Origin of the sequence: Pseudoalteromonas sp. C8, assembly GCF_011378685.1 — a bacterium.
GTDB classification, from domain to species: Bacteria; Pseudomonadota; Gammaproteobacteria; order Enterobacterales; family Alteromonadaceae; genus Pseudoalteromonas; species Pseudoalteromonas arctica.
Window position 1 is genome coordinate 347,734 of the sequence record NZ_WTKT01000002.1, and the last position, 22,261, is coordinate 369,994.

Sequence of the window (22,261 nt, forward strand, 5' to 3'; positions counted from 1 at the left end):
CATAAGAAAAACTAATTCTAAGCTTGGTTATTATGTCAAGACGGGTACCTCCATTAAACGCATTAAAAGCCTTTGAAGCGGCTGCGCGTCATTTAAGTTTTACTAAGGCTGCAGAAGAGCTCTATGTAACGCAGGCGGCAGTAAGTCATCAAATAAAAACACTTGAAGAGCATTTAGGTTTAAAGTTGTTTTTACGTAAAAACCGCTCATTATTATTAACTGAAGAAGGCCAAGGCTATTTTTTAGATATAAAAGAGATTTTTACTCAGCTTATTGATGCAACTGAAAAGCTATTAGCCCGTGGTGCTAAGGGCTCATTAACAGTTAGTCTAACACCAAGTTTTGCTATTCAGTGGTTAGTGCCTCGTTTGAGTTTGTTTAATGAGTTACACCCAGAGATAGACGTGCGAATAAAAGCACAAGATCAAGATGAAAACTCACTGACTGATGACGTAGATATTGCTATTTACTATGGAAGAGGTCATTGGAATGGCGTACAAGCGTACAAACTTCATACCGAGTATTTAGTACCACTTTGTAGTCCTATGTTATTAAGCGGATTAAAGCCGCTTGATCAACCTAGTGATTTAGCGCATCACACCTTATTGCATGACACCACACGTAAAAACTGGAAAACGTGGATGAAAACTGCAGGTGTGCGTAACATTCAGGTAAATCAAGGACCTATATTTAGTCACTCATCAATGGTGTTACAAGCTGCAGTACATGGGCAAGGTGTGGCAATCGGTAATAGTGTATTAGCTAAACCCGACATAGATGCAGGGCGTTTGGTTATTCCGTTTAATCACAGTCTAGAAAGTAAAAATGCATATTACTTAGTGCTTCGCGAATCGCAAACCGAGCTTGGTAAAATAGTTTCGTTTAAAGAGTGGATGCTGAGCTTAGTAGAGCATGAGCAAGAACATGAGTATTAATAATGATTGAATGGTTTAAAAGCACCGCACAACCTGCAATTGCACAGTTTATATTTGCGCATGGTGCAGGTGCCGGTAGCGATTCTGACTTTATGCAACATATGGCAAAATTAATAAGCGAGCAAGGTGTTGATGTTGGTTTATTTGATTTTGAATATATGCAAATTGCTAAACAAACTAATAAACGTAGGCCTCCTGAGCGAGCGCCAAAGCTACTTATTTATTATGAGCAAGTGCTTGGTCAGGCGCAGCCAGATTTACCGTTATTTATAGGCGGTAAATCGATGGGCGGACGCATGGCATCAATGCTTGCGTGCAGCACAGAGCAAAGACTTTCGGGTGTTATTGTATTTGGTTATCCATTTCATCCGCCGGGTAAGCCAGAAAAGTTACGCACCGATCATTTTGCTGATATTGTTTGCCCTTTTTTAGTATTACAGGGCGAGCGAGATACATTTGGTACACGTGAAGAACTGCTTACTATGGAAATGCCAAAACAGCCTTTACTCACATGGCTGACTGATGGCGATCATTCATTAAAACCACGTAAAAAAAGTGGCGTAACTGAACTGCAAAATAGAGAAACAGCAGCGTTAAGTGCCGTTGAATTTATTAAGCAACAAGTAGAGATGTGTTAAGACTCGATTAGGGGATTAGATGATTAAATTATTTTTAATGGCCGGCAGTATTTTTTGTATGCTCTCGGTTATGTTAGGTGCATTTGCTGCCCATGGTTTAAAAAGCCGTTTATCGGAGTATTCATTAGGGGTTTTTAAAACAGCTGCTGAGTATCAAATGGTGCATGGCCTTGCACTTATTGCGGTGGCTATTTTAATTAAATGGGGCATAAACCTGAGTTGGGCTGGTGGCTTTTTTATAACGGGCACACTACTTTTTAGTGGCAGTTTATATTTACTCGCTCTAACAGATATGAAGTGGCTAGGGCCGATAACACCGCTTGGTGGATTGTGCTTTATTATTGGTTGGATTGTTATTTTAGTGCAAGTCGCACGATTTAAGTTTTAAAGAGTTTAAGGGTTAATATGTCTAGTGTTGTGATTTATTGTCGTAGTGGTTTTGAAAGCGATGCCGCTGCTGAAATAACGTTTCATGCTGCAGAGCAGGGTTTTGCAGGGTATGTAAAAGCAAAGCCAAATACAGGTTATGTTGTTTACGAATGTTTTGAAGCGCATCACAGCGACGAAATAATCAAAAAAGTCGATTTTAAAAATATGGTGTTTGCACGCCAATGGTTTGCCGGTACATTACTTGAAAACATGCCAGTAGAGGACCGTGTAAGTGCAGTAGTTGAAGCTGCTAAAGATTTTACATTGTGCTCAGAACTGCGCGTAGAAACGCCAGATACAAATGAAGGCAAAGAGCTTTTAACGTTCTGTAAAAAAATATCAACGCCGCTTAAAAAAGCCCTCGAAAAACAAAATACAGTACTGCGTGAGCCAAAAGCAAACCGCCCAGTAATGCATGTCATGTTTTTAACAAACAATACGGCTTATGTTGGTTACTCGTATAGCTTTAATAATTCTCCATTTTTCATGGGTATTTTACGCCTTCGTATGCCAAGCGATGCACCGAGTCGTTCAACGTTAAAACTCGACGAAGCGTTTAATGTATTTATTCCTGAGCAACAACGTGAATCACGCGTGGCAGCAGGTATGCGCAGTGTTGATTTAGGTGCATGCCCGGGTGGTTGGACTTATCAGCTTGTACGCCGAGGTATGTTTGTAAGTGCTATTGATAACGGCCCAATGAATGACGATTTAATGCAAACGGGTCAAGTTAAACATTTTAGAGCAGATGGTTTTAAATATCGCCCAGAAAAAAGAAATATTACTTGGTTAGTGTGCGATATGGTGGAAAAACCAACCAAAGTGACTACGCTAATGATTGACTGGGCAGTAAATGCATACGCAAAAGAGTTTATATTTAACTTAAAACTACCTATGAAAAAACGCTTTGATAGTGTTTATGAATGTCTTTCGATGATAAGAAAAGAGCTTGAGAAACATAGCATTAATTACGAGTTACAAGCTAAACATCTCTATCATGATCGTGAGGAAATAACCGTTCATTTAAACGTTACTAAGGTGCCACAAAATTTGTATAGTTAATATGTAGAGGCTAAAAGTGGTAAAAAACAATATTAATAAATGGCTAAGTTTACTTTTTTTATCACTTTTAATCACAGGTTGTGGCGGCGGCGGAGAAGGTAGTGATTCAACTACGCCCTATGGTAACGCTGCGCCCAGTGTTACGCTCTCTGTTAGTAGTAACGTTATTGTCTCTAACCAATCGTTTACTATTACTGCGCTTGCAAGTGATAGTGACGGGCAAATAGCCAATTATCAATGGCAACAACTTAGTGGTCCTGAATTTACATTTATTGTTAATGGCAATACGCTTACAGCTACTGCACCGAGTGTAACCACTGACACGACCTTTAGTTTTTCAGTTACTGTTACTGATAATTCAGGTGCTACTGCACAACAAGTATTTTCAGGCACTATCACTTCTCAAAATAATGCACCTACAGCTAATATTACAGGCCCAAGTAGTGCACTTGCTAACACACAAGTAAGCTTAGTTGCTAACGCTCAAGATACAGATGGAACCATAAGCACTATTAGTTGGATTCAGTCTGCGGGAGATAATGTTGATTTTAGCCAATCAGATGGTGTACTTAGTTTTACTGCCCCTAATGTATCTGAAAATACAACGCTAGGCTTTAGCGTAACCGTAACAGATAATGCCGGTAAAAGCGCTCAAGCGAGTAAAACGGTTTTAATTAATCAAGTAAATAGCGCACCAACAGTCATTGTTACAGGCCCAGATGAAGCTGAAAAAGATGACAGTGTAACCCTAGTTGCAGATGCACAGGACAGCGATGGCAGTATTAATAGCATAACCTGGCAGCAAACAAGTGGCCCTGTAGTTGAACTTACCCAAACAGAAACAAGTATTAGCTTTAATGCGCCCACTGTTGCGCAAAATACCAATGTAACGTTTGTAGTAACTGTTACCGATGACGATAACGCTACAAATAACGCCCAGAAAATAGTTTTAATATTAGCCCCAAATAACCCACCGACTGCCGATGATGTAAATATAAATGTGCAATATAACCAAGCCACAGAATTTAGCTTAGTGGTTAGCGACGCAGATAACGATAGCGTACAGATTGACTTTGGTGATGATTTAAATGGAGCGCAAATCAGTGTTATTGATGACCAAGCCTTACGTTTTAGTTACACACCTCCTGCAAACAGTATCACTCCACAAAGCTATACGTTAACGGCGACTGATACAAAAGACACAACTGAATTTGTATTGAATGTTACCGTTGTTGATTCAACGCCCGCTACAATTAGTAATGTAACGCCCCAAAATAGTAATGAACCAGTATTTGTAGATAGCCCTGTTAGCATTACATTTTCAGATATTATGCTCGTGAGTACTTTAGCCGTTAACTCTAGTAGTGGTACTTGTACTGGAAGCGTACAAGTATCAGCAGATAATTTTACTACTTGCTTGGCCTTAACTATTGAAAGTTTGTCGGGTACTACCAGCGACACAAGTACTTATTTTCATACTGTAAATTTAAGCGCAAGCTTTGATGAAGACACTCAATATATTGTTCGTGTTACAGCTGATTTAGCTAATTTTGATAGCACAACTATTTTGGCGCAAACTGCCACCTCGTTTACAACTTCTAGCCAAGATATAAAAATAACAGAGCTTTCATCTGTGCAATTTAGTAATGACTTACCTTGGATTGAACTTTATAACGGCACCGGTGCGACAGTAAATTTACAAGACTACTCTCTTAAAGCTCGCAGTATTAATATGTCTGATAGTACGTTGAGTGATGAGCAAGTATTTGCGCTGCCTAATAAAGAGCTTTTAAATGGCGCCTATATTATTTTACAAAGCCGCTTTGGCGATGATTTTTTAGCAAGTGCGTCATTAAATAACACTAAGCTTGTACTTGTTGGTAGCGCGAATGATCAAATTAGGCCTTATTGGTACATAAATGGTTTTGCAGAATTACTTAATAGTGCGGGTACACAAACTATCGACTTTGTTAAGTTTGGAAATTCAACCCAAGAGCCTGTAACAGCCTCGCAGTGGCAAGGCGAAAATGCTGCACAAATACTGCCAGAGCAGGGCGCCAGCTTAAAGCGTACGCTCGGCGCAACCGATACCAACCAAAATATAGACTGGAACTACTCAGTATTCAATACTCCGGCAGGGCCTAACGATATAACTTGCTCAATAGATGATGATGAAGACGGTATTCCAGATTGCGCAGAGGTAGAGGGAGCAACATTTGGTGGGCTGCCTTTGTATGAATGGGGGGCGCGTACTTCACAAAAAGATATATTTATTGAAATAGATTATATGGATAGTAGTGATGTTGGAATAACGCCTCATCGAACTGCACTTGAAAAAATTGTTAGTGTATTTGTAAGTAAAGGCTATACCGTTCATTTTGATGTAGGTGACTTATTTGATCAAAATAGCGATATTGCGCCGCAAAACTTTGATTTAGGTGGCGGAAATGTTGTCCCTTTTAATAGTTATACTCCGTTTGAGTACGATTTAAGTAGCCCTAATTTGTTTGCTTATAAAATGGAATATACCGATATAACCCGCAGACCCATCTTTCATTACTTATTAATGGCAAGTAGTGGAAATGAAGATGGCAGTATTAGTGGGTCGGGTATTGCTGAGATCAGCGGTAATGATTTAATGGTAACTATGGGCGGCTGGGGCTTAACGCTCGATACGCAAATAGCAACCAATGTAACTTATAATTATCAAGCATCAACTATCTTTCATGAGCTAGGCCATAACTTAGGCTTATACCATGGTGGCGATGAAGAGGTTAACTTTAAGCCTAATCATTTAAGCTCTATGAATTATTTATATCAATTAGCGGGTTTATCAACAATAGGTAATAACGAAGGCGATCGTTATTATGAGCGTTTTTATCCCGGCAATGCTAGCTGCGATATTACACCAAATACTAATAGTCATTTAGGCTCTACAGATGATTTTATTATTGATTATTCAAGTGGTAGTTCAGCAGATTTAAATGAGAGCACAATACTTGAAGCACAGGGGCTAAATCGAAATGGCTCACTACCTGTTGATTTTAACTGTAATGCAATTAACACCGAAAGCCTAACCAGCTTTGATACTAACCAAGATAATACAATATCAATACTTAGTGATGTAGATGAGTGGAGCATGCTTAATTTGCAGTTTTATATGCAAAGTGCAGGTAATCGATTTGGCGTGCCAAATACTAATAATAGTAAGGTGTATAATTTACAAAGCTCACCTACTAATATTGAAACGCTGCCCAGTTATATAAAAGAAGCGCAGCCAAGTAGTGCAATTATTGCTGAGTTAAAAGCAATTAAAGAGCATTAATATGAAACTAGGGTTAAGTATTAAGTTTATTGTTTGTAGTAGTTTTTTAAGCTTACTAATAGCGTGTAGCGATACTAACAATGCACGTGAATGGTTACTAAAAAACGACAATTTATATTACAAAAATACAGCTATTGACTGGCGAGTTGAATCAGTAAAGGGCTGTAAGACATGCGTTATAAGCCAAGATGTTGTTTATCAGCCTGAAGGCATTAGTAGTTATAATACGTTAATGCAGAGTCAAAATTGGGTGGCGGTACATGAGTTAAGTAAAATCAATGTTATTCGTTTAAAGATGCCAGACCAAACACCTTACTTATTCGTAGAGCGTATAAAAGGGCGAACACTAAAGCTGTTTGATCAGCAGCAAAACTACAGTATAAAAATTGGTGAAGTTACAGCCGTTAATTTTAACAATCAGCGCTTTAGTATTTTGATTAAAAAATTTGAAGAAGTAGATAAACAAAGCGTCGCATTACCAAGGCGTGCATCGCTTGAGTTTATTGTTTTAAAAATAGATTAAAAAAAGCACCTTAGGTGCTTTTTTATCTCGGGTGCGGTGTCCTTCGGATATTAAAAAGTCAGCAACCTCTTAATTAACTACGGTATTTTGGTCGATAATTATCGACCCACAAACGTGTTGCACCACACACAGCTACAGGCATAACTATTAAGTTTATAAAGGGTATAGCCGTTAATAACATAACAGCAAAACCAAACCCGTATGATAAACCTTGCTTAGATTTTAAATCGTCTTTCATCTGTTTAAAGCCAATTTTATGGTTATCGAACGCATAGTCTTCGTATTGTACTGCGTACATCCAACAGGTAAACAAAACCCATAGTATTTGGCCAATGACAGGTAAAACCCAAAGTAGTATGAAAAAACCAATAGCGCGAGGAAGGTAATAGCACAGCTTTGTCCACTCACGGGCAAGCATTCTAGGTACATCTTTAACTAATTCGGAAAAACCATCATCGTTAATTTTTTGACCCGTTAAATAAAGCTCAACTTTTTCGCTTAATAAAGCATTGAATGGGGCTGCAATAAAATTAGTGATTATAGTAAATAGCATACTGTAGCTAAATAATACGACTAATACAGCAATTGGCCACATTAGCCATTCAAGCCAGCTTAACCATTCTGGTAGCATGTTACTGATGTAGCTAAAGCTATCACTTAGCCATCCAAATAAGAAAAACAACGAACTACCAAATAGCAGAACATTAATTAAAAGCGGGATAAGTACAAAGCGCTTTAACCCTTTTTGGCTAATTAATTTAAATCCCGAAAAAAAATATTCCATACCTTGTGTGATCTGCACTGTAACCTCAAAAAATATTTACCATTAGTTATAGTATAAATAGCTTAATAATTTTGAACAGTAATTTTAAGTAACAAAGTGTTAGCTTTAATGTTGCGGTTTTGGTTATATAGTAACTACAGGTGTTTAGTAATATGCAATTATGATTAATCAATGTAGACCAGATTAGTTTTTTATTAATAAAAGAATGAACTTACTAATCATGACTATACTGAACTTTACTACGTAGAAAAAAAGCATCTACCAGAGGCTTTTTGTTGTATCAATATGTATAAATAATGCGAGCAAGTGAAAATGGGTACGGATAGGTTAAAAAAGTTATTATCTCACCAGCAAGGCATTTTATCTAAAATTGCATTAGGGGTACCTTTAAATGAGGTGCTTACTGAAATTTGTTTATCAATAGAGCAGATTATTGATAATGAATCTGCTAGGTGTTCCATTTTATCAGTTAAAGGCCAGCAGCTTTTTCATTGCGCAGCCCCTAATATTCACCCAGAGTACTGTAGTTTGCTTAATGGGGTTCACATAGGGCCAAAAGTGGGCTCTTGTGGTACTGCTGCATTTTCGAAATCGCGCATAATTGTAGAAAATATTGAAATCTCACCGCTATGGGAGGACTTTAAAGATTTAGCGCTAAAGTTTGATCTTAGGTCGTGTTGGTCAACACCTATTTTTTCAACTCAAGCTGATTTGTTAGGCACGTTTGCTATCTATCACAGCACACCTAAAACCCCATCAGAGCAAGATTTAGAATTAATAGATTTTTTTGTGCACTTTTCAAGTATCGCTCTTGAGAAAAGTAACGAATTTGAGAAGGCAAAACAGCTTGTCGTTAATTTACAGCATAGTAATGAAAAATTTAAAGCCTTCACCAAAGTAATGCCCGATCTCATCCTCATTTTAAGTGAAGATGGCACATATACCGATGTTTATGGTACCTCTAATGAGTTACTGCTTGATTCGACCACGGATCTTATTGGCGAAAATGTTAAAGACCTACTTCCTCAAAAAGATGCGAAGATGATAATGGACGTCATTGAAACAACACTCTCGACTAACGAGATGCAAATTTTTGAATATGAATTAGATGTGCCAAAAGGAAGTATAGTTTTTGAGGGACGAGCTGCCGCTTTAGATCATTACAACCCCAATAGTCCTACAAAAAGACATGTAGTATGGATGGCCAGAGATATTTCAATAAAGAAAAAGGCTGAGCAAGAAGTTCATAAACTCGCCTTTTACGATCCATTAACTAATCTTCCAAATAGAAGAATGCTTAGCGACAGATTAAGCGCGTGTGTAGAGAGTGTTAAGCGTAATAAAAATATAGGGGCATTATTATTTTTAGACCTAGATAACTTTAAGCGTATTAATGACTCGTTAGGGCACAGTGCGGGTGATGAAGTACTTGTAGAGTTATCAAAAAGGTTAAGCGCAATAATAAAAGGCTCAGATACACTGGCCAGAGCGGGTGGTGATGAATTTATTATTTTACTCAAACACATAGGGCAAGATACAAAGCAAGCAATCCTAGAATGTAAAGCCGTTGCTAAAGAAATTCAAAGAGCTTTTCATGATAAGTTTGAAGTGGGCAACCTTGCATTTCAAGTAAGTTGTAGCATAGGTATTTGCCTAATTGATAGCGTAAATGCACAGGCTGACAATATATTAAAATTTGCAGATACTGCTATGTATCGTTCTAAAAATAAAGGGGGTAATAGCAGCAGCTTTTACGATCCAGCCTTGCAAACACTACTTGAAAAGCAAACAGAGCTAGAAACCGACATAGTGAGAGCAATTGCATCTAATGAGTTTTGTGCTTACTTTCAGCCACAAGTTAATACGCAGGGTGATGTTGTTGGTGCTGAAGCACTTATTAGATGGAACCATCCTCAAAGAGGGCTGATAACAGCAAACGAATTTATACCTATTGCAGAGCAATACGGACTTATTCAAAAACTACAAAATATTGTTTTGCATGATATATGTATTTTAATTAACGAGCTTAAAGCAAGCGCTATCATTGACGACTCGTTTAGTGTTTCAATTAATATTAGTCAAAGTCAGTTCAATTCATCAAATTTAAAAGGTGAGCTGTTCAACACTATCAATGAATTTGATATTCGAGCATCACAAATTAAGTTAGAAATAACCGAGTCAATGCTCTCTAGTGATATAGATTATACAATTAGGCAAATGAAAGAGCTCATTGCGGCTGGCTTTTTATTTTCGATTGATGATTTTGGAACTGGATACTCTTGCTTAGCTTACTTAAGTGCGTTTCCTGTTAAAGAATTAAAAATAGATAAAAGCTTTATTGATAAAATTTTAGATAATGAGATTGGCTTTAATATCGCGCAAACAATTATCAGTTTAGGAAAAAGCTTAAACTTAGTGGTCGTTGCAGAAGGCGTAGAAACAACAGAGCAGTATGACTTACTTAAAAAAATGAATATTGACACTATGCAAGGCTACTTAGTTGCAAAGCCGATGGATAAAGAACGTTATTTAAAATGGCATAGTGCTAATAGCAATCCGCAATAATACTTAATCAATTAGAGGGATTAAATCTGGCGGTAACTGTGTTAAAAAATTCTGCCTTGTTATCGACACGGTTTTCTTATCTCAAAATAGATCACTTAATTAAGCAAATTTGGTACGGAAATGCTCTCAGAGCTTAATTACTTAAAGGCCAATGTTTAATAATTGGGAATAACCTAACAGAGACTTCCCATATGCTAGGTCACTTTTACTTTTTCTAGCTCCTAAAATTCCCCAAACTATATGCTAAATAAGGACTAAAGATTTTTTGGTTAAACAATGCTAAGCTATGCCCGCTTGAATATATTATTTAAAGCTTAATAAACTTATAACAATGAATGGAAGCTTTATGCAGTTAGTCGATTTGAACCCTAATGATCCCGATGTAGTAAATGTATTTGACGATATAGACCGACTTATAAATTCTTTATACCCTGTTGCTACAGCGCAGTCTTTGGAGTTAAACGAATTAACCTTACCTAATGTGTATGCTATTGGTTTAAAAACTGAAGAAGGTATTATCGCTTGTGGTGCGATTGTAGAGAAATTTGATACTCAGCCTTATGGCGAAATAAGACGTTTATATGTAAAACCAAGTCATCGTGGTAAAGGGCTATCAAGACGTATTATGCAGATTTTATTACATCAAGCTGGCGAAAAGAAAATCCCGTTAATACGTTTAGAAACAGGTCCAAAGCAAATAAAATCAATCAATTTATATGAAAATTTAGGCTTTAAACGCTGTAGCAGTTTTGGCTCATATGTAGATAATCCACAAAGTGTATTTATGGAGTTAGGGCTTAGCCAATAAGCTTATTAACGCTACGACATGTTAAAGCTTAATGTGTCGTAAATATCTGGCCTCATTATTACCTTGTAATAAAAGTCATACTCAAACTATTAACTATAAAAGCAGCTTTTATAGTGATGCAAAAAATACTTCACTGTTTTTAACACCTGTCTTCGTATAAAATCTGCCTCGATAATTAGTGACTAACTTACAAAGCGAGAATTTTTATCTTTTCTAAAAGTAGCAATAAACAAATGAGCGAAATAACAGTAGTAACCCACAATGGTAATTTTCATGCAGATGACGTTTTTAGTATTGCGGTACTTAAACATGTTTTGCCAACGTTTAAACTGGTACGTACTCGCGATAAAGCGCTTATAGAAAGTGCCGACTTTGTAATTGATGTAGGTGGCGAATACGATCCTGAAACTAATCGCTTTGATCATCATCAACGCGGTGGTGCAGGCGAGCGAGAAAATGGCATTCCTTTTTCATCATTTGGTTTAGTGTGGAAAAAATACGGCTTAGCGCTGTGTGATGATAACCAAGCCGTGGCTGATAGAGTGGATTCAGGCTTAGTTTCAACCATTGATGCCATTGATTGTGGTCATGTTGAAGGTGTATCAAAAGGAATAAGCTTGAGCCAAACAATCTCAATGTTTAACCCTACGTGGGAAGAAGAGAGTAACTTTGATACCTGTTTTGATGAAGCTGTTGAATTTGCAGCTCGCATGCTCATTCGTTTTATCGCCTCAGCTCACGGTAGTGTAAATGCAAAAGCGATTGTTGCTAAAGCAATTGAAAATGCAGAAGATGCCAGAGTTATAGTGCTTGAAAAATACACACCGTGGAAAAAAACAGTGCATATTTTATCAAGCGATGCGCTATACATGGTTTACCCATCGCATTCTGGGCAATGGATATTACAAACAGTACCCGTTGAGCCTGGCTCGTTTGAAGATAGAAAACCGCTTCCTAAAGCATGGTCAGGTTTATCTGATCAAGCGTTTATAGATGAAACCGGTATTGACGACGCTGTGTTCTGTCACAATGGCTTATTTATAGCGGGCACTAAGTCGTTTGAAAGCACAATGAAACTTGCCACCATGGCGCTTAGCGAATAACAACGCAGATTCATAACGAATACTAAGCATAACAATTTATATAGATTGTTATGCTTGTTATATTAGCGTGGAGCATTATGTTTGAACTAAAAACAATCGCACTTTTTACTATTACAGCCTTAGCAGAAATAGTGGGTTGTTATTTGCCTTACCTTTGGCTTAAGCAAGATAAAAGCATTTTACTTTTAATTCCTGCGGCTTTAAGTTTGGCACTATTTGCATGGTTGCTATCTTTACATCCTACTGCAGCAGGGCGCGTGTATGCAGCTTATGGCGGCGTATATATTTGTGTTGCGCTATTATGGTTATGGGTTGTTGATGGCGTAAAGCTTACTATGTGGGATATTATTGGTGGTTTAGTTGCACTGCTAGGTATGGCTATAATTATGTTCGCACCAAAAAGTGCATAGCTGGCTCATACTCAATAAATAAAAAGCGCCTATTTATAGGGGAAAACACATATAGGCCCTGTCTTGGCTAAAAACCAAATGCACAGCTGCAATTTCTACCTCCAAAGATAAACACACCCTAGTGCTATTTAAAGTCCTATCTCGATTATTTTCAAACTGCCAATAAAATATAACAACTTCAATACGACAGGCAATACCTAACGCTACATATGCGCTAAGCAACTATTGAAGCTGGTGGATGTTATGCTGAGCGTTTTAGAAGTGCAGATTATATTCAATTTTAAAAATGCATAGGTATTACTTAAACACAACACGTTGGCTAAACTATGAGTAATATGAAGCGTGTAGAACACTCGGTTCTAATTCTTCAAAAGCAGATTCTATTACCAAAGTAATTCCAGATTAGTTTTATTGAATAGGGTAACTCATTTTTGCTAATAAAATTTATAAAGAGTCATTTAAAAACAGCCATTTTTTACAGCTTTTCTTATCTTTAATAATCATCAAAGTCCTATTTTATATACGCTGGAGGGCAATGCGTGATTGGTTGTTTTGTTAATATTAGAAATCACTCGTTACGAGTAAAAATACTTGTTGGACTTAGATCTCTATTTTTCTTTTAATGCGCGGCACTAGCCGAGTTGGCACTAATTAATTAAATAAAAGAGAAAGATAAATGAAAGAAACAACATCACTAGAACAAGCTCGTACGAGCTACAATGTTCGTCATTGGAGCCAAGGTTTTTTTGGTATTAATGATCAAGGTGATGTGTATGTTGCGCCCAAGGCTCATGCCCCAGAGCAAACCATTGCATTAACAGATATCGCAAAGCAACTACAAGATAAAGGTTTAAGCTTACCTGCTTTAGTTCGTTTTCCGCAAATTTTACACCATCGTGTACACAGCTTATGCGGCGCATTTAATACTGCGATTGAAAACTATGGTTACCCTAAAGACTACCTATTAGTTTACCCAATAAAAGTAAACCAACAGCGTGAAGTGGTTGAGGAAATAGTAGCAAGCCAAGCACAAGTAGAAAAAAAGCAACTTGGTTTAGAAGCAGGCAGCAAGCCTGAACTACTTACAGTATTAGCATTGGCTGAAAAAACCAGCGCCGTTATTGTATGTAATGGCTACAAAGATAAAGAATACGTACGTTTAGCACTTATTGGCGAAAAGCTAGGTCATAAAGTGTATATCGTACTTGAAAAGCTTTCTGAGCTAGACATGGTGCTTAGCCAAGCAAAAGAGCTTAACGTAAAACCACGCATTGGTATTCGTGTACGTTTAGCGTCGCAAGGTAAAGGTAAATGGCAAGCGAGTGGCGGCGAAAAATCAAAATTTGGTTTATCTGCATCGCAAGTTTTGCATGTAGTTAATCGTTTAAAAGACGCAAACCAGCTTGATTTACTTCAGCTAGTACATTTTCACTTAGGCTCACAAATGGCGAACATTCGTGACGTACGTTTAGGTGTAAGCGAAGCTGCGCGTTTTTACTGTGAGCTACGTAAATTAGGCGCAGAAATTGATTGCCTTGATGTAGGTGGCGGTTTGGCTGTTGATTACGACGGCACACGTAGCCAGTCGCATAACTCTATGAATTACAGCTTAGCTGAATATGCAAATAACATTGTGTACACCATTGGTGATATATGTAAGCAATATGAGCAACCAATGCCGACTATTATTTCTGAGTCGGGTCGTGCGCTTACGGCGCATCATGCTGTGCTTATTTCTAATGTTATTGGTACTGAAAGTTACACGCCAGAAGAGTTAGTAGCGCCAGCAGTAGATGCACCCCTGTTATTAAAAAATATGTGGGCATCGTTTGTACAGTTAACTGATTTAACGGATGACCGTGCATTAATTGAAATTTATCACGACAGTCAAGGTGATTTAGCTGAAGCGCATAACCAATTTGCACTCGGTTTATTAGACTTATCGCAGCGTGCGTGGGCTGAACAAATTAATATTCGTATTTGTTATGAACTTAACAAACACATGGATAATAAAAACCGTTTTCATCGTCCTATTATTGACGAGTTAAACGTTCGTTTAGCCGATAAGTTTTTTGTAAACTTTTCGTTATTTCAATCGCTTCCAGATGCATGGGGCATTGATCAAGTGTTTCCGGTATTGCCATTAAGTGGCTTAACTGAAGCACCCAAAAAACGTGCTGTATTACTTGATATAACCTGTGATTCAGATGGCGCACTTGAGCATTACGTAGATGGACAAGGTATTGAAAGCACATTACCAGTGCCAGAATTTAGTGCCGATAAACCTTATTTAATGGGCTTTTTCTTGGTGGGTGCTTATCAAGAAATTTTAGGTGACATGCATAACTTGTTTGGCGATACGCACAGCGCAATTGTTAATATGGATGAGCAAGGCGTTGCAAGTATTACCGAGATAAACCAAGGTGACACTGTTGCCGATATGATGCGCTATGTACATTTAGATGTTGAAAGTTTTCAGCAATCATACGAGCAGTTAGTAAGCACTAAAATTGAAAAACACGAACAGCAAAGCGTTTTAGACGAGTTGCAAAGCGGCCTTGATGGCTACACTTATTTAGAAGAGTTATAAGCAATGTCGACTTTGTTTGGTCACGCAGATCACTCATTGTACTCAAATGGGATGACGTTTTTACGTCGTCCTATGGTGCAAAATATTAATGCAATTGATGCAGACGTAGTCGTTTTAGGCTTACCGTTTGATTTAGCGACATCGGGTCGCCCTGGTGCACGTTTAGGTCCTGATGCGATTCGTCGTGCGTCGGTTCATTTAGCATGGGAAGACACTAAGTACCCGTGGACGTTCCCGTTGTTTGAGCGCTTAAAAGTGGCAGACGCAGGGGACTTTACTTACCCCGTTGGCGATCCTGAGTATTTTACTGCGCAACTAGAAATGGCTGCTGAGCAAATACTTCGCCAAGGTAAAACGCTATTAGGTTTAGGGGGCGATCACTTTGTGACGCTTCCGCTATTACGTGCTCATGCAAAAATACATGGCAAAATGGCGTTAGTGCACTTTGATGCGCACACAGATACCTATAGCAACGGCTCGCGATTTGATCACGGCACTATGTTTTATCATGCGCCAATGGAAGGGCTAATTGATGTTGAGCACAGTATACAAATAGGTATTCGTACCGACTTTGATCAAAGCAAACATGAGTTTGCTGTGATTGATGCAATGCAAGCCAACGATTTACATGCAAATGATATTGCAGCGCAAATACTTGAACGAGTAGGTGACCTACCTGTTTACTTAACGTTTGATATAGATTGTTTAGACCCTGCGTTTGCGCCTGGTACAGGCACTCCTGTGTGCGGTGGTTTAACGTCAGATAAAGTACTTAAAGTACTGCGTGCGCTAAAAGGCATAAACATGGTAGGTATGGATGTGGTAGAAGTATCACCTTCGTACGACCAAAGTGAGCTTACCGCTATTGCCGCAGCAACCATTGCGAGCGAATTATTGCATTTGTGGACGCATAAAAATAAGTACTAACTTTACAAATTTTGTACTACAAAAAAGGGTATGCGCTTGCATACCCTTTTTTAGTTAGAGGTATCGATTATTCTGCAGCTTAATTTCCTTTAACCAAATAACGCTTAGCCCAATAAGAGGCAGGTTAGTAGTAACAGGGTTAAATGCTTCAATAAGTAATTGTGGCTGCATTGCAACTACAGCGAGTAAAAGGCCAATTAATGCTAAAATATTTAAAATTACTAGGTGTTTATTTTTATAAAACACAAATAAACACAATCCAAATATAATTTCGCCAACACCCGCCGAACTTGTAATTAAGTCAGACACTTCTGCTGAAAAACCAGCACTGCCAGTCATTAATTTTTCAAGTGGTGCAATATGATAAAGCTTTGGAAAAAAGCCATGATATATCCAACTTAAACTCACTATGTAGCGAGCAAGTTGAATATAACCGCGATTATTTCCTAGCATTGTCAATACGCTCTTGTGCACTTGGGTGGCTAGATAAGTACTCTAAAAAGTCATTTACTTTTTCGAGGTGCTCGTTTTCGCTGGTATGGCTTTCTTGTAGGGCTTCTATTGCATCAGCAAAGTCATTACTCGAATACCCAAGCGACTCTAATTGAGTGAGTGCAAAGGTATCTGCCTCGCGTTCCATATCTCGTGAAAACCCTTGCTGAGCAAACGATGCACCCGTACCTAATGCAACCTCTGCAACCCCTTCTAAATCACCAAATACAACCGCTAGCACAATCGTACTTGCGGCAGATTGTGCTGTAATACGTACGCTATGCTGGTGGACTACATGGCCCATTTCGTGTAGCAATACCGCTTTTAGTGCATTGGGTTTATCGGCAAGTAAATTTGCTAAATCATCTGTGACCACGATACGGCCATGGGGTAGTGCAAACGCGTTAGCACCAAAGCTGTCTGATTTATAAAACGATAATCTATAAACCGATTGATCAAGCGATAACGCATTAAGCATATTTGTAAAATGTGCTTGTACTTTAGTTTGCTGCTCTGCGGGCAGCTCACTTGGGTCAAGCGCAATCTTTTTAATAAGTGTAAAGCTTTGCTCCCCCATTTGTTCCACAACATTACGTGGCAGGGTATCAACACTGTAAACAGCAATAGCCGGTACCGCTTTATAAAGTACTAACCACATAAAAAGTGGCGTAAATATGACTGCGGCTAAAATTGCCCATTTACTTTTTTCAAGGCGCTCCATTATGTGATGGTTATTTTCTTTAAATGGCCATCTGTAACTTACATCTTGAGGAATAAAACGACTGCCATCTTCAAAGTTTAGTTCGTCGGCAAGTCCTGCCATCCCCGAACTTAATTTTAGACTTGAGATTGCGTGGCGAGCTATAACGTGTTCATCGTTGATAACTTCAATGTGTGTGTCGCTAATAGTTGCAACACACACTTGATAGTTACTCGATGCGATGGGGAAAAAATGTCCCTTTACATGCATAGTGAGCTCTTAAGTTAGAGAAAGGTCAATATCAAATACGTTTGCAGCTTCTTCAGCAAATGATGATTGCTGTTCTTGCGCGGTATCAATTAGGTTTAATGCACCAGGATAAATAGTGACGTTAGTTACATCAGCGAGCATTTTTGATGTACGTACTTTTGTCCATGGGTATGCAAGGCCTAAAGAAAATACAATAGCCAACATATTAGTTAATAGTAAAACAGCGAAAGGAATTGGTTTTAGCTCTGATTTAAATGTAGCAACGCCTTCAAAATAGCTGTTATCAAAAATGTGATTTCTAATAGCGGCGTGCCATACAGCAGAAACAATGGCAATCATTAGCACATAGGCAATCATCATAAAGATAGGAAGCATAACCATAGCTGCAGAGTTTTCTAAATTTTGTTGGTTTTCAATATCTACTAAGTTGAGGCCAAATAACCCTAAAATCCCCATAAATACCACCATGGTGATAGAGCTCACTACAAAGCAAATAAGCGCTGTTAAGTAATAGGTTTCGCCTTTTAGATTTACAGTAAGCGGTTTGTCGCCATAACTAATATTGCTATGGATATAGCTATCAATACGTTTTATAACGTAAGGCATTAATAAATAAAGCGTAAATATGCTGGCAATAGGTAATAGTATAAAGTTAACAAAGGCTTCGCCATAATTGCCTTTAAAAGCAAAGTGAACATTACGATGGCGGGTCATACGCAGATTAAAACGTAAACCTTGGTTAATAATCCATGGCATTAAAAAAATAAAACCAAGAGCAATAAACAGGCCTAAAATAGGCATAAAGCTAATAGAAAATGTATAAATAAAAAATACAATAACCGCTAAAATCCGACCTTTTAAAATTTGTATTGGCGTTGCTAGGTAGTCAAAGCTATGACCATCTATACGGGTGTGGCCGTAAAAATAGCGATGCGTACGTACTTTAGCCCACGCTGAGTATATGCCAAGCGTAATAACGCTAAGTAATATATTTACAATCCAAATTCCAAAAAACTCACCGCCTTTACCACTAAACTGCACTTTTCCGCTAAAAATTGGTTCAGCAGGCTCATTTATTGGTGGGGTTGTTTCAGATGGGGTAGGGTGTATTGATTCCATTAAAATTATATCCATGTTGTTTTTTTGTTAATTTACCCATTTTTAGTGCAAAATTCAATGTTTATAATTATCTCACCCTTCTGTAAACAGCTATAAATAGGCGTTTTAAGTATTGAGTTAAATACTCTAATACTTTTTTATAAATAAACCTCGCTGGTTTTATTTATTTGGCTGGTAACTGGGATCTTTAGCTTTTTAATATGCGATTTAGCTACTATACATAGTTAATGCTGCTTAAATGTAATGGCATTAATTATGTATTAAGCACACCTACGTACAATTAAGCTAATTGATTTATATGCCAAAATAATAGATTGTAAGAGTAGTGGGGATGTAAATTTATTTAGGTTTTACAGCTTTTATCACCGCTTTAAATAACATTAGGATATTTATTATGTTTCAAGCAGTCGTGTTAGGGGGATTAGAGTTTAGCCCGCTGATTGTTTACTTCCCAATTGCGTTTATTTTAACAGCGCTGACTCGTTTTGCTTTGCATCGACTAGATTGGCATGACCGTATTTGGAAAGTGGCTTGGTTTGAAGTGTCACTATTTGTTTGTTACTTGGCACTGGCCGTCTATTTACTAAGTGGAAGATAAATTGAATGATTAAATATCTGCGTATTACTTTTACTATATTGGTTGTTATAGCTGCGGTTTTTGCTGGGCGTTGGGTATGGACTGACTACATGCATACTCCTTGGACGCGCGACGGTCGCATTCGAGCAGACATAGTTACAATTGCTCCAGACGTGTCGGGTTGGGTGACTGCTTTAAACATTAAAGATGGTCAAAACGTACAAAAAGGCGAAGTACTTTTTAATGTTGATCAAAAGCGTTACCAAGCAGCGCTTGATAAAAGTAAAGCCAATACAGAAAATACGCTATATACATGGGAGCTTGCTAAACATAAATACGAAAGACGTGTTGAGCTAAACACTCAACAGGCAATAAGTGAAGAAACGCTAGAATCAACACGTATCAATACTAAAATTGCTGAGGCAAATTATAACCTAGCTAAAACAGAGCAAACAATTGCGCAATTAAATGTTGATAGAACTAAAATTGTTGCGCCTGCATCGGGGCAAATAATTAATCTGAATTTACGCCAAGGTAACTATGTAGCTCAAGGCACACCTGTGTTTGCTATCGTGCAGTCAGATTCATTTTACGTAACGGGTTACTTTGAAGAGAGTAAAATACCGCTTATTTATCCTGATCAAAAAGCTAAAATAGCGCTTTTAAGCGGTGGTAAGCAATTAACGGGGCATGTAGTGAGTGTAGGTAAAGCAATTGCAAATACGAATACACAAAGTAACGGGCAGCTTTTACCACAAGTACAACAAACATTTAATTGGGTACGTTTATCGCAACGTATTCCTGTTGATATTAAGTTAGATTCATTGCCCGAAGATACACAGTTAAGCGCAGGAATGACCGCCACAATACATCTCGCTACACGTTAAGGGGAAGACAGTGGGCGTTGTATTACAAAATTTGTTTTTTCCTAAAAAACAGGCAATTATTTTTGCGACTAAGGGCGTTATAGCCATGGTAATGGCGCTTACTATTGCTATGTGGCTTAATCTTGAAAGACCTTATTGGGCGTTAGTCTCGGCTATATTTTTGCAATTACGCCCGCAAAGCGGATTGGTTATTGAAAAAGCAATTTGCCAAATAATAGGCACTATAGTGGGTGGTTTATTTGGCATATTGCTTTTAACTCAGTTAATTCTCTACCCTTATTTAGCGCTCGGTGCATTGGCATTATGGTTGGGGGTAAACTCTGCGTTATCGGCAATGGTACGCCAAGCAAACTTTGTTTATGCGTTTGCTATGGCAGGTGTAACAGCCGCTATTATTGTACTTTTAGTCATGGTTACTCCGGCAATGGTGAGCAGCCAAAGCATATTTGATATTGCACAAGCGCGCGTGAGTGAAATAGTAATAGGCTCGATATGTGCAGGCCTTGTGAGCCATTTGTTTTGGCCTGTAAAAGTTAAACACTTACTGCAAGTACAAGCGCGGTCGGTTATAAACCAAACGTTAGATTATTTAGTAACTGAGCTTGATTCTAAAGGCTCGCACGAAAATCGCCATCAGCAAATAGATGGCATTATGGCAACATTAGGATCAATAAACGAAGACTCCAGCGCAGTAAGGTACGAAGGGCCAAAAGGTCCAGGGCGCTCACGTGCTGCAAATCAATTGTCGCAAAAAGTACTTTCTTTACTGGCTTCAATTCAAATAATTGGTCGCCTGCAACGAAACCACTCAGACCTTATTACTCCCACATTAGACAAATTAATAAGTAAACTTAAACACGTATTCGCGCAAATTAAAGAATCTGACGATTTTGATTACTGCGCCGAACAAGTTAAAACACTGCGTAAAGAGCTAACCGACTATAGAGCAAATACGGTGTGTGATTCGCCATTTGAATCTCACATGCTCAATGTAAGCTTAGAAGTAGCAGCCGACTTAACAATTTTACTACGGGCATACAGAGCTTTAGAACAACGCGATAAAACATTATTAAATGCACCCAGTATGCTTACATATCGCGACCCATTAGCTGGCATTATTGTTGGATTTAGAACTGCTTTGGTGTTTTCTATCGGCGCATTTATTTGGATTAATACAGGTTCTTCAGCTGCATTATTAATTATGATTTTACCGGTCATATTTTCGATAATGCTGGCGCGAATACCCTTGGCTATTTTGCAGGTTGTAATTAAACGTTTATTGGCAGGTATAATTGTTGCTACTTTTGTAACTATTTTTTATGCGTTAAATTTACTGTCGCAAAGTGGAGGGCAATTAGAAATATTATTGCTTGTATTAGCTGGTCCGTACTTTTTGGGTTTGCTGTTACTCGCTGATCAACAAACGCTGCCATACGGCTTAGGGTTTTGTATTCCATTTACTATTTTGGTTAGACCCAGCACAGATATGAGCCTAGCGTTTTCAATTGATTATACACTTAGTTCTGCAATCGCTATTTTTGCTGGCGTGAGTATTTTATTTTGGATTTTTCAGTTATTTACAGGACCAAGTGTTCAGTTACTTGTTCATCGTGTTTTTAAGGCTACCTATAAAGATTTACTCGAAATAAATACCCATCAAACTCCGAGTATTTGGTACAACCGCCGCATGGCAGATAGGTTAATCCGTTTAACTAATTACGATCAGGGTTCACACTCACGCGCTGTTACCGATATGGCTCTTACCGGTCTAAACTTAGGGCATGCTTCAGTGCGATTAAACTCAATTTGCGAAAACCTTGCTGGTGACACAAAGCTAAAATACTTAAATGAGTGGCAACGCACGTTGGCTGATGCATTTATGCTGGCTACCAAAGGTAAGTTTGATGAAAACTTTAAGCAAGCGTCTGATAATCTTTATAACGAATTAGCCGCATCTGTTGGTGATTCAAATCAATTAGAAGCGATAAAAGGGATGTTTATTCGCATTAATCTGACCTTTGAAAGAAGTGCCAGCAAGATAAATTAACCCCATTCGCTGCTTTCGAGTTCAGATGTTATAACGAAATCTGTTATACTTGATGGATAATTTTATGGGG

19 protein-coding genes are annotated in these 22,261 nt (G+C 38.1%); 15 read left to right on the plus strand and 4 right to left on the minus strand.

Going from position 1 to position 22,261, the window contains the following annotated elements:
* Positions 1-32 precede the first annotated feature (32 nt).
* The 6 genes from GQR39_RS03585 to GQR39_RS03610 are packed head-to-tail and all read left to right on the plus strand — an operon-like array spanning position 33 to position 6,912.
* Complete coding sequence (locus tag GQR39_RS03585; protein WP_002958561.1) at positions 33-935, plus strand: transcriptional regulator GcvA; 903 nt, start codon at positions 33-35, stop codon at positions 933-935.
* 2 nt (positions 936-937) lie between these two features.
* Positions 938-1,573, plus strand: coding sequence for an alpha/beta family hydrolase (locus GQR39_RS03590; protein WP_024593861.1), 636 nt, complete (start codon positions 938-940; stop codon positions 1,571-1,573).
* 19 nt (positions 1,574-1,592) lie between these two features.
* Positions 1,593-1,961, plus strand: coding sequence for a DUF423 domain-containing protein (locus GQR39_RS03595; RefSeq protein WP_007583972.1), 369 nt, complete (start codon positions 1,593-1,595; stop codon positions 1,959-1,961).
* Between the two features lie 17 nt (positions 1,962-1,978).
* Positions 1,979-3,064 (plus strand): 23S rRNA (cytidine(2498)-2'-O)-methyltransferase RlmM, encoded by a 1,086-nt coding sequence (gene rlmM, locus GQR39_RS03600; protein ID WP_007583974.1) that lies wholly within the window; start codon positions 1,979-1,981, stop codon positions 3,062-3,064.
* A gap of 16 nt (positions 3,065-3,080) precedes the next feature.
* The gene (locus GQR39_RS03605) at positions 3,081-6,389 is read left to right on the plus strand and encodes a hypothetical protein (protein ID WP_165734820.1); all 3,309 of its coding nucleotides are present in this window, start codon (positions 3,081-3,083) and stop codon (positions 6,387-6,389) included.
* A gap of 1 nt (position 6,390) precedes the next feature.
* Entirely contained in the window at positions 6,391-6,912 is a 522-nt protein-coding gene (locus GQR39_RS03610; protein WP_165734821.1) for a hypothetical protein, read from the plus strand.
* A gap of 73 nt (positions 6,913-6,985) precedes the next feature.
* Here GQR39_RS03610 and cysZ read toward each other — a convergent pair whose 3' ends face one another.
* Positions 6,986-7,714 (minus strand): sulfate transporter CysZ, encoded by a 729-nt coding sequence (gene cysZ / locus GQR39_RS03615; RefSeq protein WP_101164106.1) that lies wholly within the window; start codon positions 7,712-7,714, stop codon positions 6,986-6,988.
* Between the two features lie 294 nt (positions 7,715-8,008).
* Between cysZ and GQR39_RS03620 the strand changes: the two genes are divergently transcribed.
* The 6 genes from GQR39_RS03620 to speB all read left to right on the plus strand — a co-directional run bounded on the left by GQR39_RS03620 (position 8,009) and on the right by speB (position 16,099).
* Positions 8,009-10,261 (plus strand): EAL domain-containing protein, encoded by a 2,253-nt coding sequence (locus GQR39_RS03620; protein WP_165734835.1) that lies wholly within the window; start codon positions 8,009-8,011, stop codon positions 10,259-10,261.
* Positions 10,262-10,607: 346 nt separating this feature from the next.
* Positions 10,608-11,069 carry a GNAT family N-acetyltransferase gene (locus GQR39_RS03625; protein ID WP_024591605.1) on the plus strand — a complete coding sequence of 154 codons (462 nt, stop codon included), beginning with the start codon at positions 10,608-10,610 and terminating at the stop codon, positions 11,067-11,069.
* Positions 11,070-11,302: 233 nt separating this feature from the next.
* On the plus strand, positions 11,303-12,172 hold the full coding sequence (locus GQR39_RS03630) for an MYG1 family protein (RefSeq protein ID WP_024591604.1): 870 nt from the start codon (positions 11,303-11,305) through the stop codon (positions 12,170-12,172).
* Between the two features lie 77 nt (positions 12,173-12,249).
* Positions 12,250-12,582, plus strand: coding sequence for a YnfA family protein (locus tag GQR39_RS03635; RefSeq protein WP_007378102.1), 333 nt, complete (start codon positions 12,250-12,252; stop codon positions 12,580-12,582).
* Between the two features lie 676 nt (positions 12,583-13,258).
* Entirely contained in the window at positions 13,259-15,172 is a 1,914-nt protein-coding gene (gene speA, locus GQR39_RS03640; RefSeq protein WP_165734822.1) for a biosynthetic arginine decarboxylase, read from the plus strand.
* Positions 15,173-15,175: 3 nt separating this feature from the next.
* Entirely contained in the window at positions 15,176-16,099 is a 924-nt protein-coding gene (gene speB, locus GQR39_RS03645) for an agmatinase (RefSeq protein ID WP_007583987.1), read from the plus strand.
* A gap of 54 nt (positions 16,100-16,153) precedes the next feature.
* Here the strand turns inward: speB and GQR39_RS03650 are convergent, their stop codons facing one another.
* Genes GQR39_RS03650 through GQR39_RS03660 form a run of 3 tightly spaced genes read right to left on the minus strand, consistent with a single transcriptional unit; the run spans position 16,154 to position 18,680 of the window.
* Positions 16,154-16,552, minus strand: coding sequence for a DoxX-like family protein (locus GQR39_RS03650; RefSeq protein WP_165734823.1), 399 nt, complete (start codon positions 16,550-16,552; stop codon positions 16,154-16,156).
* The gene (locus tag GQR39_RS03655) at positions 16,539-17,561 is read right to left on the minus strand and encodes a M48 family metallopeptidase (RefSeq protein WP_010555376.1); all 1,023 of its coding nucleotides are present in this window, start codon (positions 17,559-17,561) and stop codon (positions 16,539-16,541) included. The genes GQR39_RS03650 and GQR39_RS03655 overlap by 14 nt, the downstream gene beginning before the upstream one ends.
* Positions 17,562-17,570: 9 nt before the next feature.
* Entirely contained in the window at positions 17,571-18,680 is a 1,110-nt protein-coding gene (locus tag GQR39_RS03660; protein ID WP_165734824.1) for a YjgN family protein, read from the minus strand.
* A 394-nt stretch (positions 18,681-19,074) separates the two neighbouring features.
* On the opposite strand from GQR39_RS03660, the gene GQR39_RS03665 reads away from it, so the two are divergent.
* Genes GQR39_RS03665 through GQR39_RS03675 form a run of 3 tightly spaced genes read left to right on the plus strand, consistent with a single transcriptional unit; the run spans position 19,075 to position 22,191 of the window.
* Entirely contained in the window at positions 19,075-19,278 is a 204-nt protein-coding gene (locus tag GQR39_RS03665; RefSeq protein WP_008171772.1) for a DUF1656 domain-containing protein, read from the plus strand.
* Between the two features lie 5 nt (positions 19,279-19,283).
* Positions 19,284-20,144: an HlyD family secretion protein gene (locus tag GQR39_RS03670; protein WP_165721408.1), complete on the plus strand. Its 861-nt coding sequence runs from the start codon at positions 19,284-19,286 to the stop codon at positions 20,142-20,144.
* A 10-nt stretch (positions 20,145-20,154) separates the two neighbouring features.
* Entirely contained in the window at positions 20,155-22,191 is a 2,037-nt protein-coding gene (locus GQR39_RS03675) for an FUSC family protein (RefSeq protein WP_165734825.1), read from the plus strand.
* Positions 22,192-22,261 lie beyond the last annotated feature (70 nt).

Excerpts from the sequence above, each read along its gene's own strand:
- GQR39_RS03585 (WP_002958561.1), top strand. The coding sequence starts at position 33 with ATGTCAAGACGGGTACCTCCATTAAACGCATTAAAAGCCTTTGAAGCG.
- GQR39_RS03590 (WP_024593861.1), top strand. The coding sequence starts at position 938 with ATGATTGAATGGTTTAAAAGCACCGCACAACCTGCAATTGCACAGTTT.
- GQR39_RS03595 (WP_007583972.1), top strand. The coding sequence starts at position 1,593 with ATGATTAAATTATTTTTAATGGCCGGCAGTATTTTTTGTATGCTCTCG.
- rlmM (WP_007583974.1), top strand. The coding sequence starts at position 1,979 with ATGTCTAGTGTTGTGATTTATTGTCGTAGTGGTTTTGAAAGCGATGCC.
- GQR39_RS03610 (WP_165734821.1), top strand. The coding sequence starts at position 6,391 with ATGAAACTAGGGTTAAGTATTAAGTTTATTGTTTGTAGTAGTTTTTTA.
- GQR39_RS03620 (WP_165734835.1), top strand. The coding sequence starts at position 8,009 with ATGGGTACGGATAGGTTAAAAAAGTTATTATCTCACCAGCAAGGCATT.
- GQR39_RS03625 (WP_024591605.1), top strand. The coding sequence starts at position 10,608 with ATGCAGTTAGTCGATTTGAACCCTAATGATCCCGATGTAGTAAATGTA.
- GQR39_RS03630 (WP_024591604.1), top strand. The coding sequence starts at position 11,303 with ATGAGCGAAATAACAGTAGTAACCCACAATGGTAATTTTCATGCAGAT.
- GQR39_RS03635 (WP_007378102.1), top strand. The coding sequence starts at position 12,250 with ATGTTTGAACTAAAAACAATCGCACTTTTTACTATTACAGCCTTAGCA.
- speA (WP_165734822.1), top strand. The coding sequence starts at position 13,259 with ATGAAAGAAACAACATCACTAGAACAAGCTCGTACGAGCTACAATGTT.
- speB (WP_007583987.1), top strand. The coding sequence starts at position 15,176 with ATGTCGACTTTGTTTGGTCACGCAGATCACTCATTGTACTCAAATGGG.
- GQR39_RS03650 (WP_165734823.1), bottom strand. The coding sequence starts at position 16,552 with ATGCTAGGAAATAATCGCGGTTATATTCAACTTGCTCGCTACATAGTG.
- GQR39_RS03655 (WP_010555376.1), bottom strand. The coding sequence starts at position 17,561 with ATGCATGTAAAGGGACATTTTTTCCCCATCGCATCGAGTAACTATCAA.
- GQR39_RS03660 (WP_165734824.1), bottom strand. The coding sequence starts at position 18,680 with ATGGAATCAATACACCCTACCCCATCTGAAACAACCCCACCAATAAAT.
- GQR39_RS03665 (WP_008171772.1), top strand. The coding sequence starts at position 19,075 with ATGTTTCAAGCAGTCGTGTTAGGGGGATTAGAGTTTAGCCCGCTGATT.
- GQR39_RS03670 (WP_165721408.1), top strand. The coding sequence starts at position 19,284 with ATGATTAAATATCTGCGTATTACTTTTACTATATTGGTTGTTATAGCT.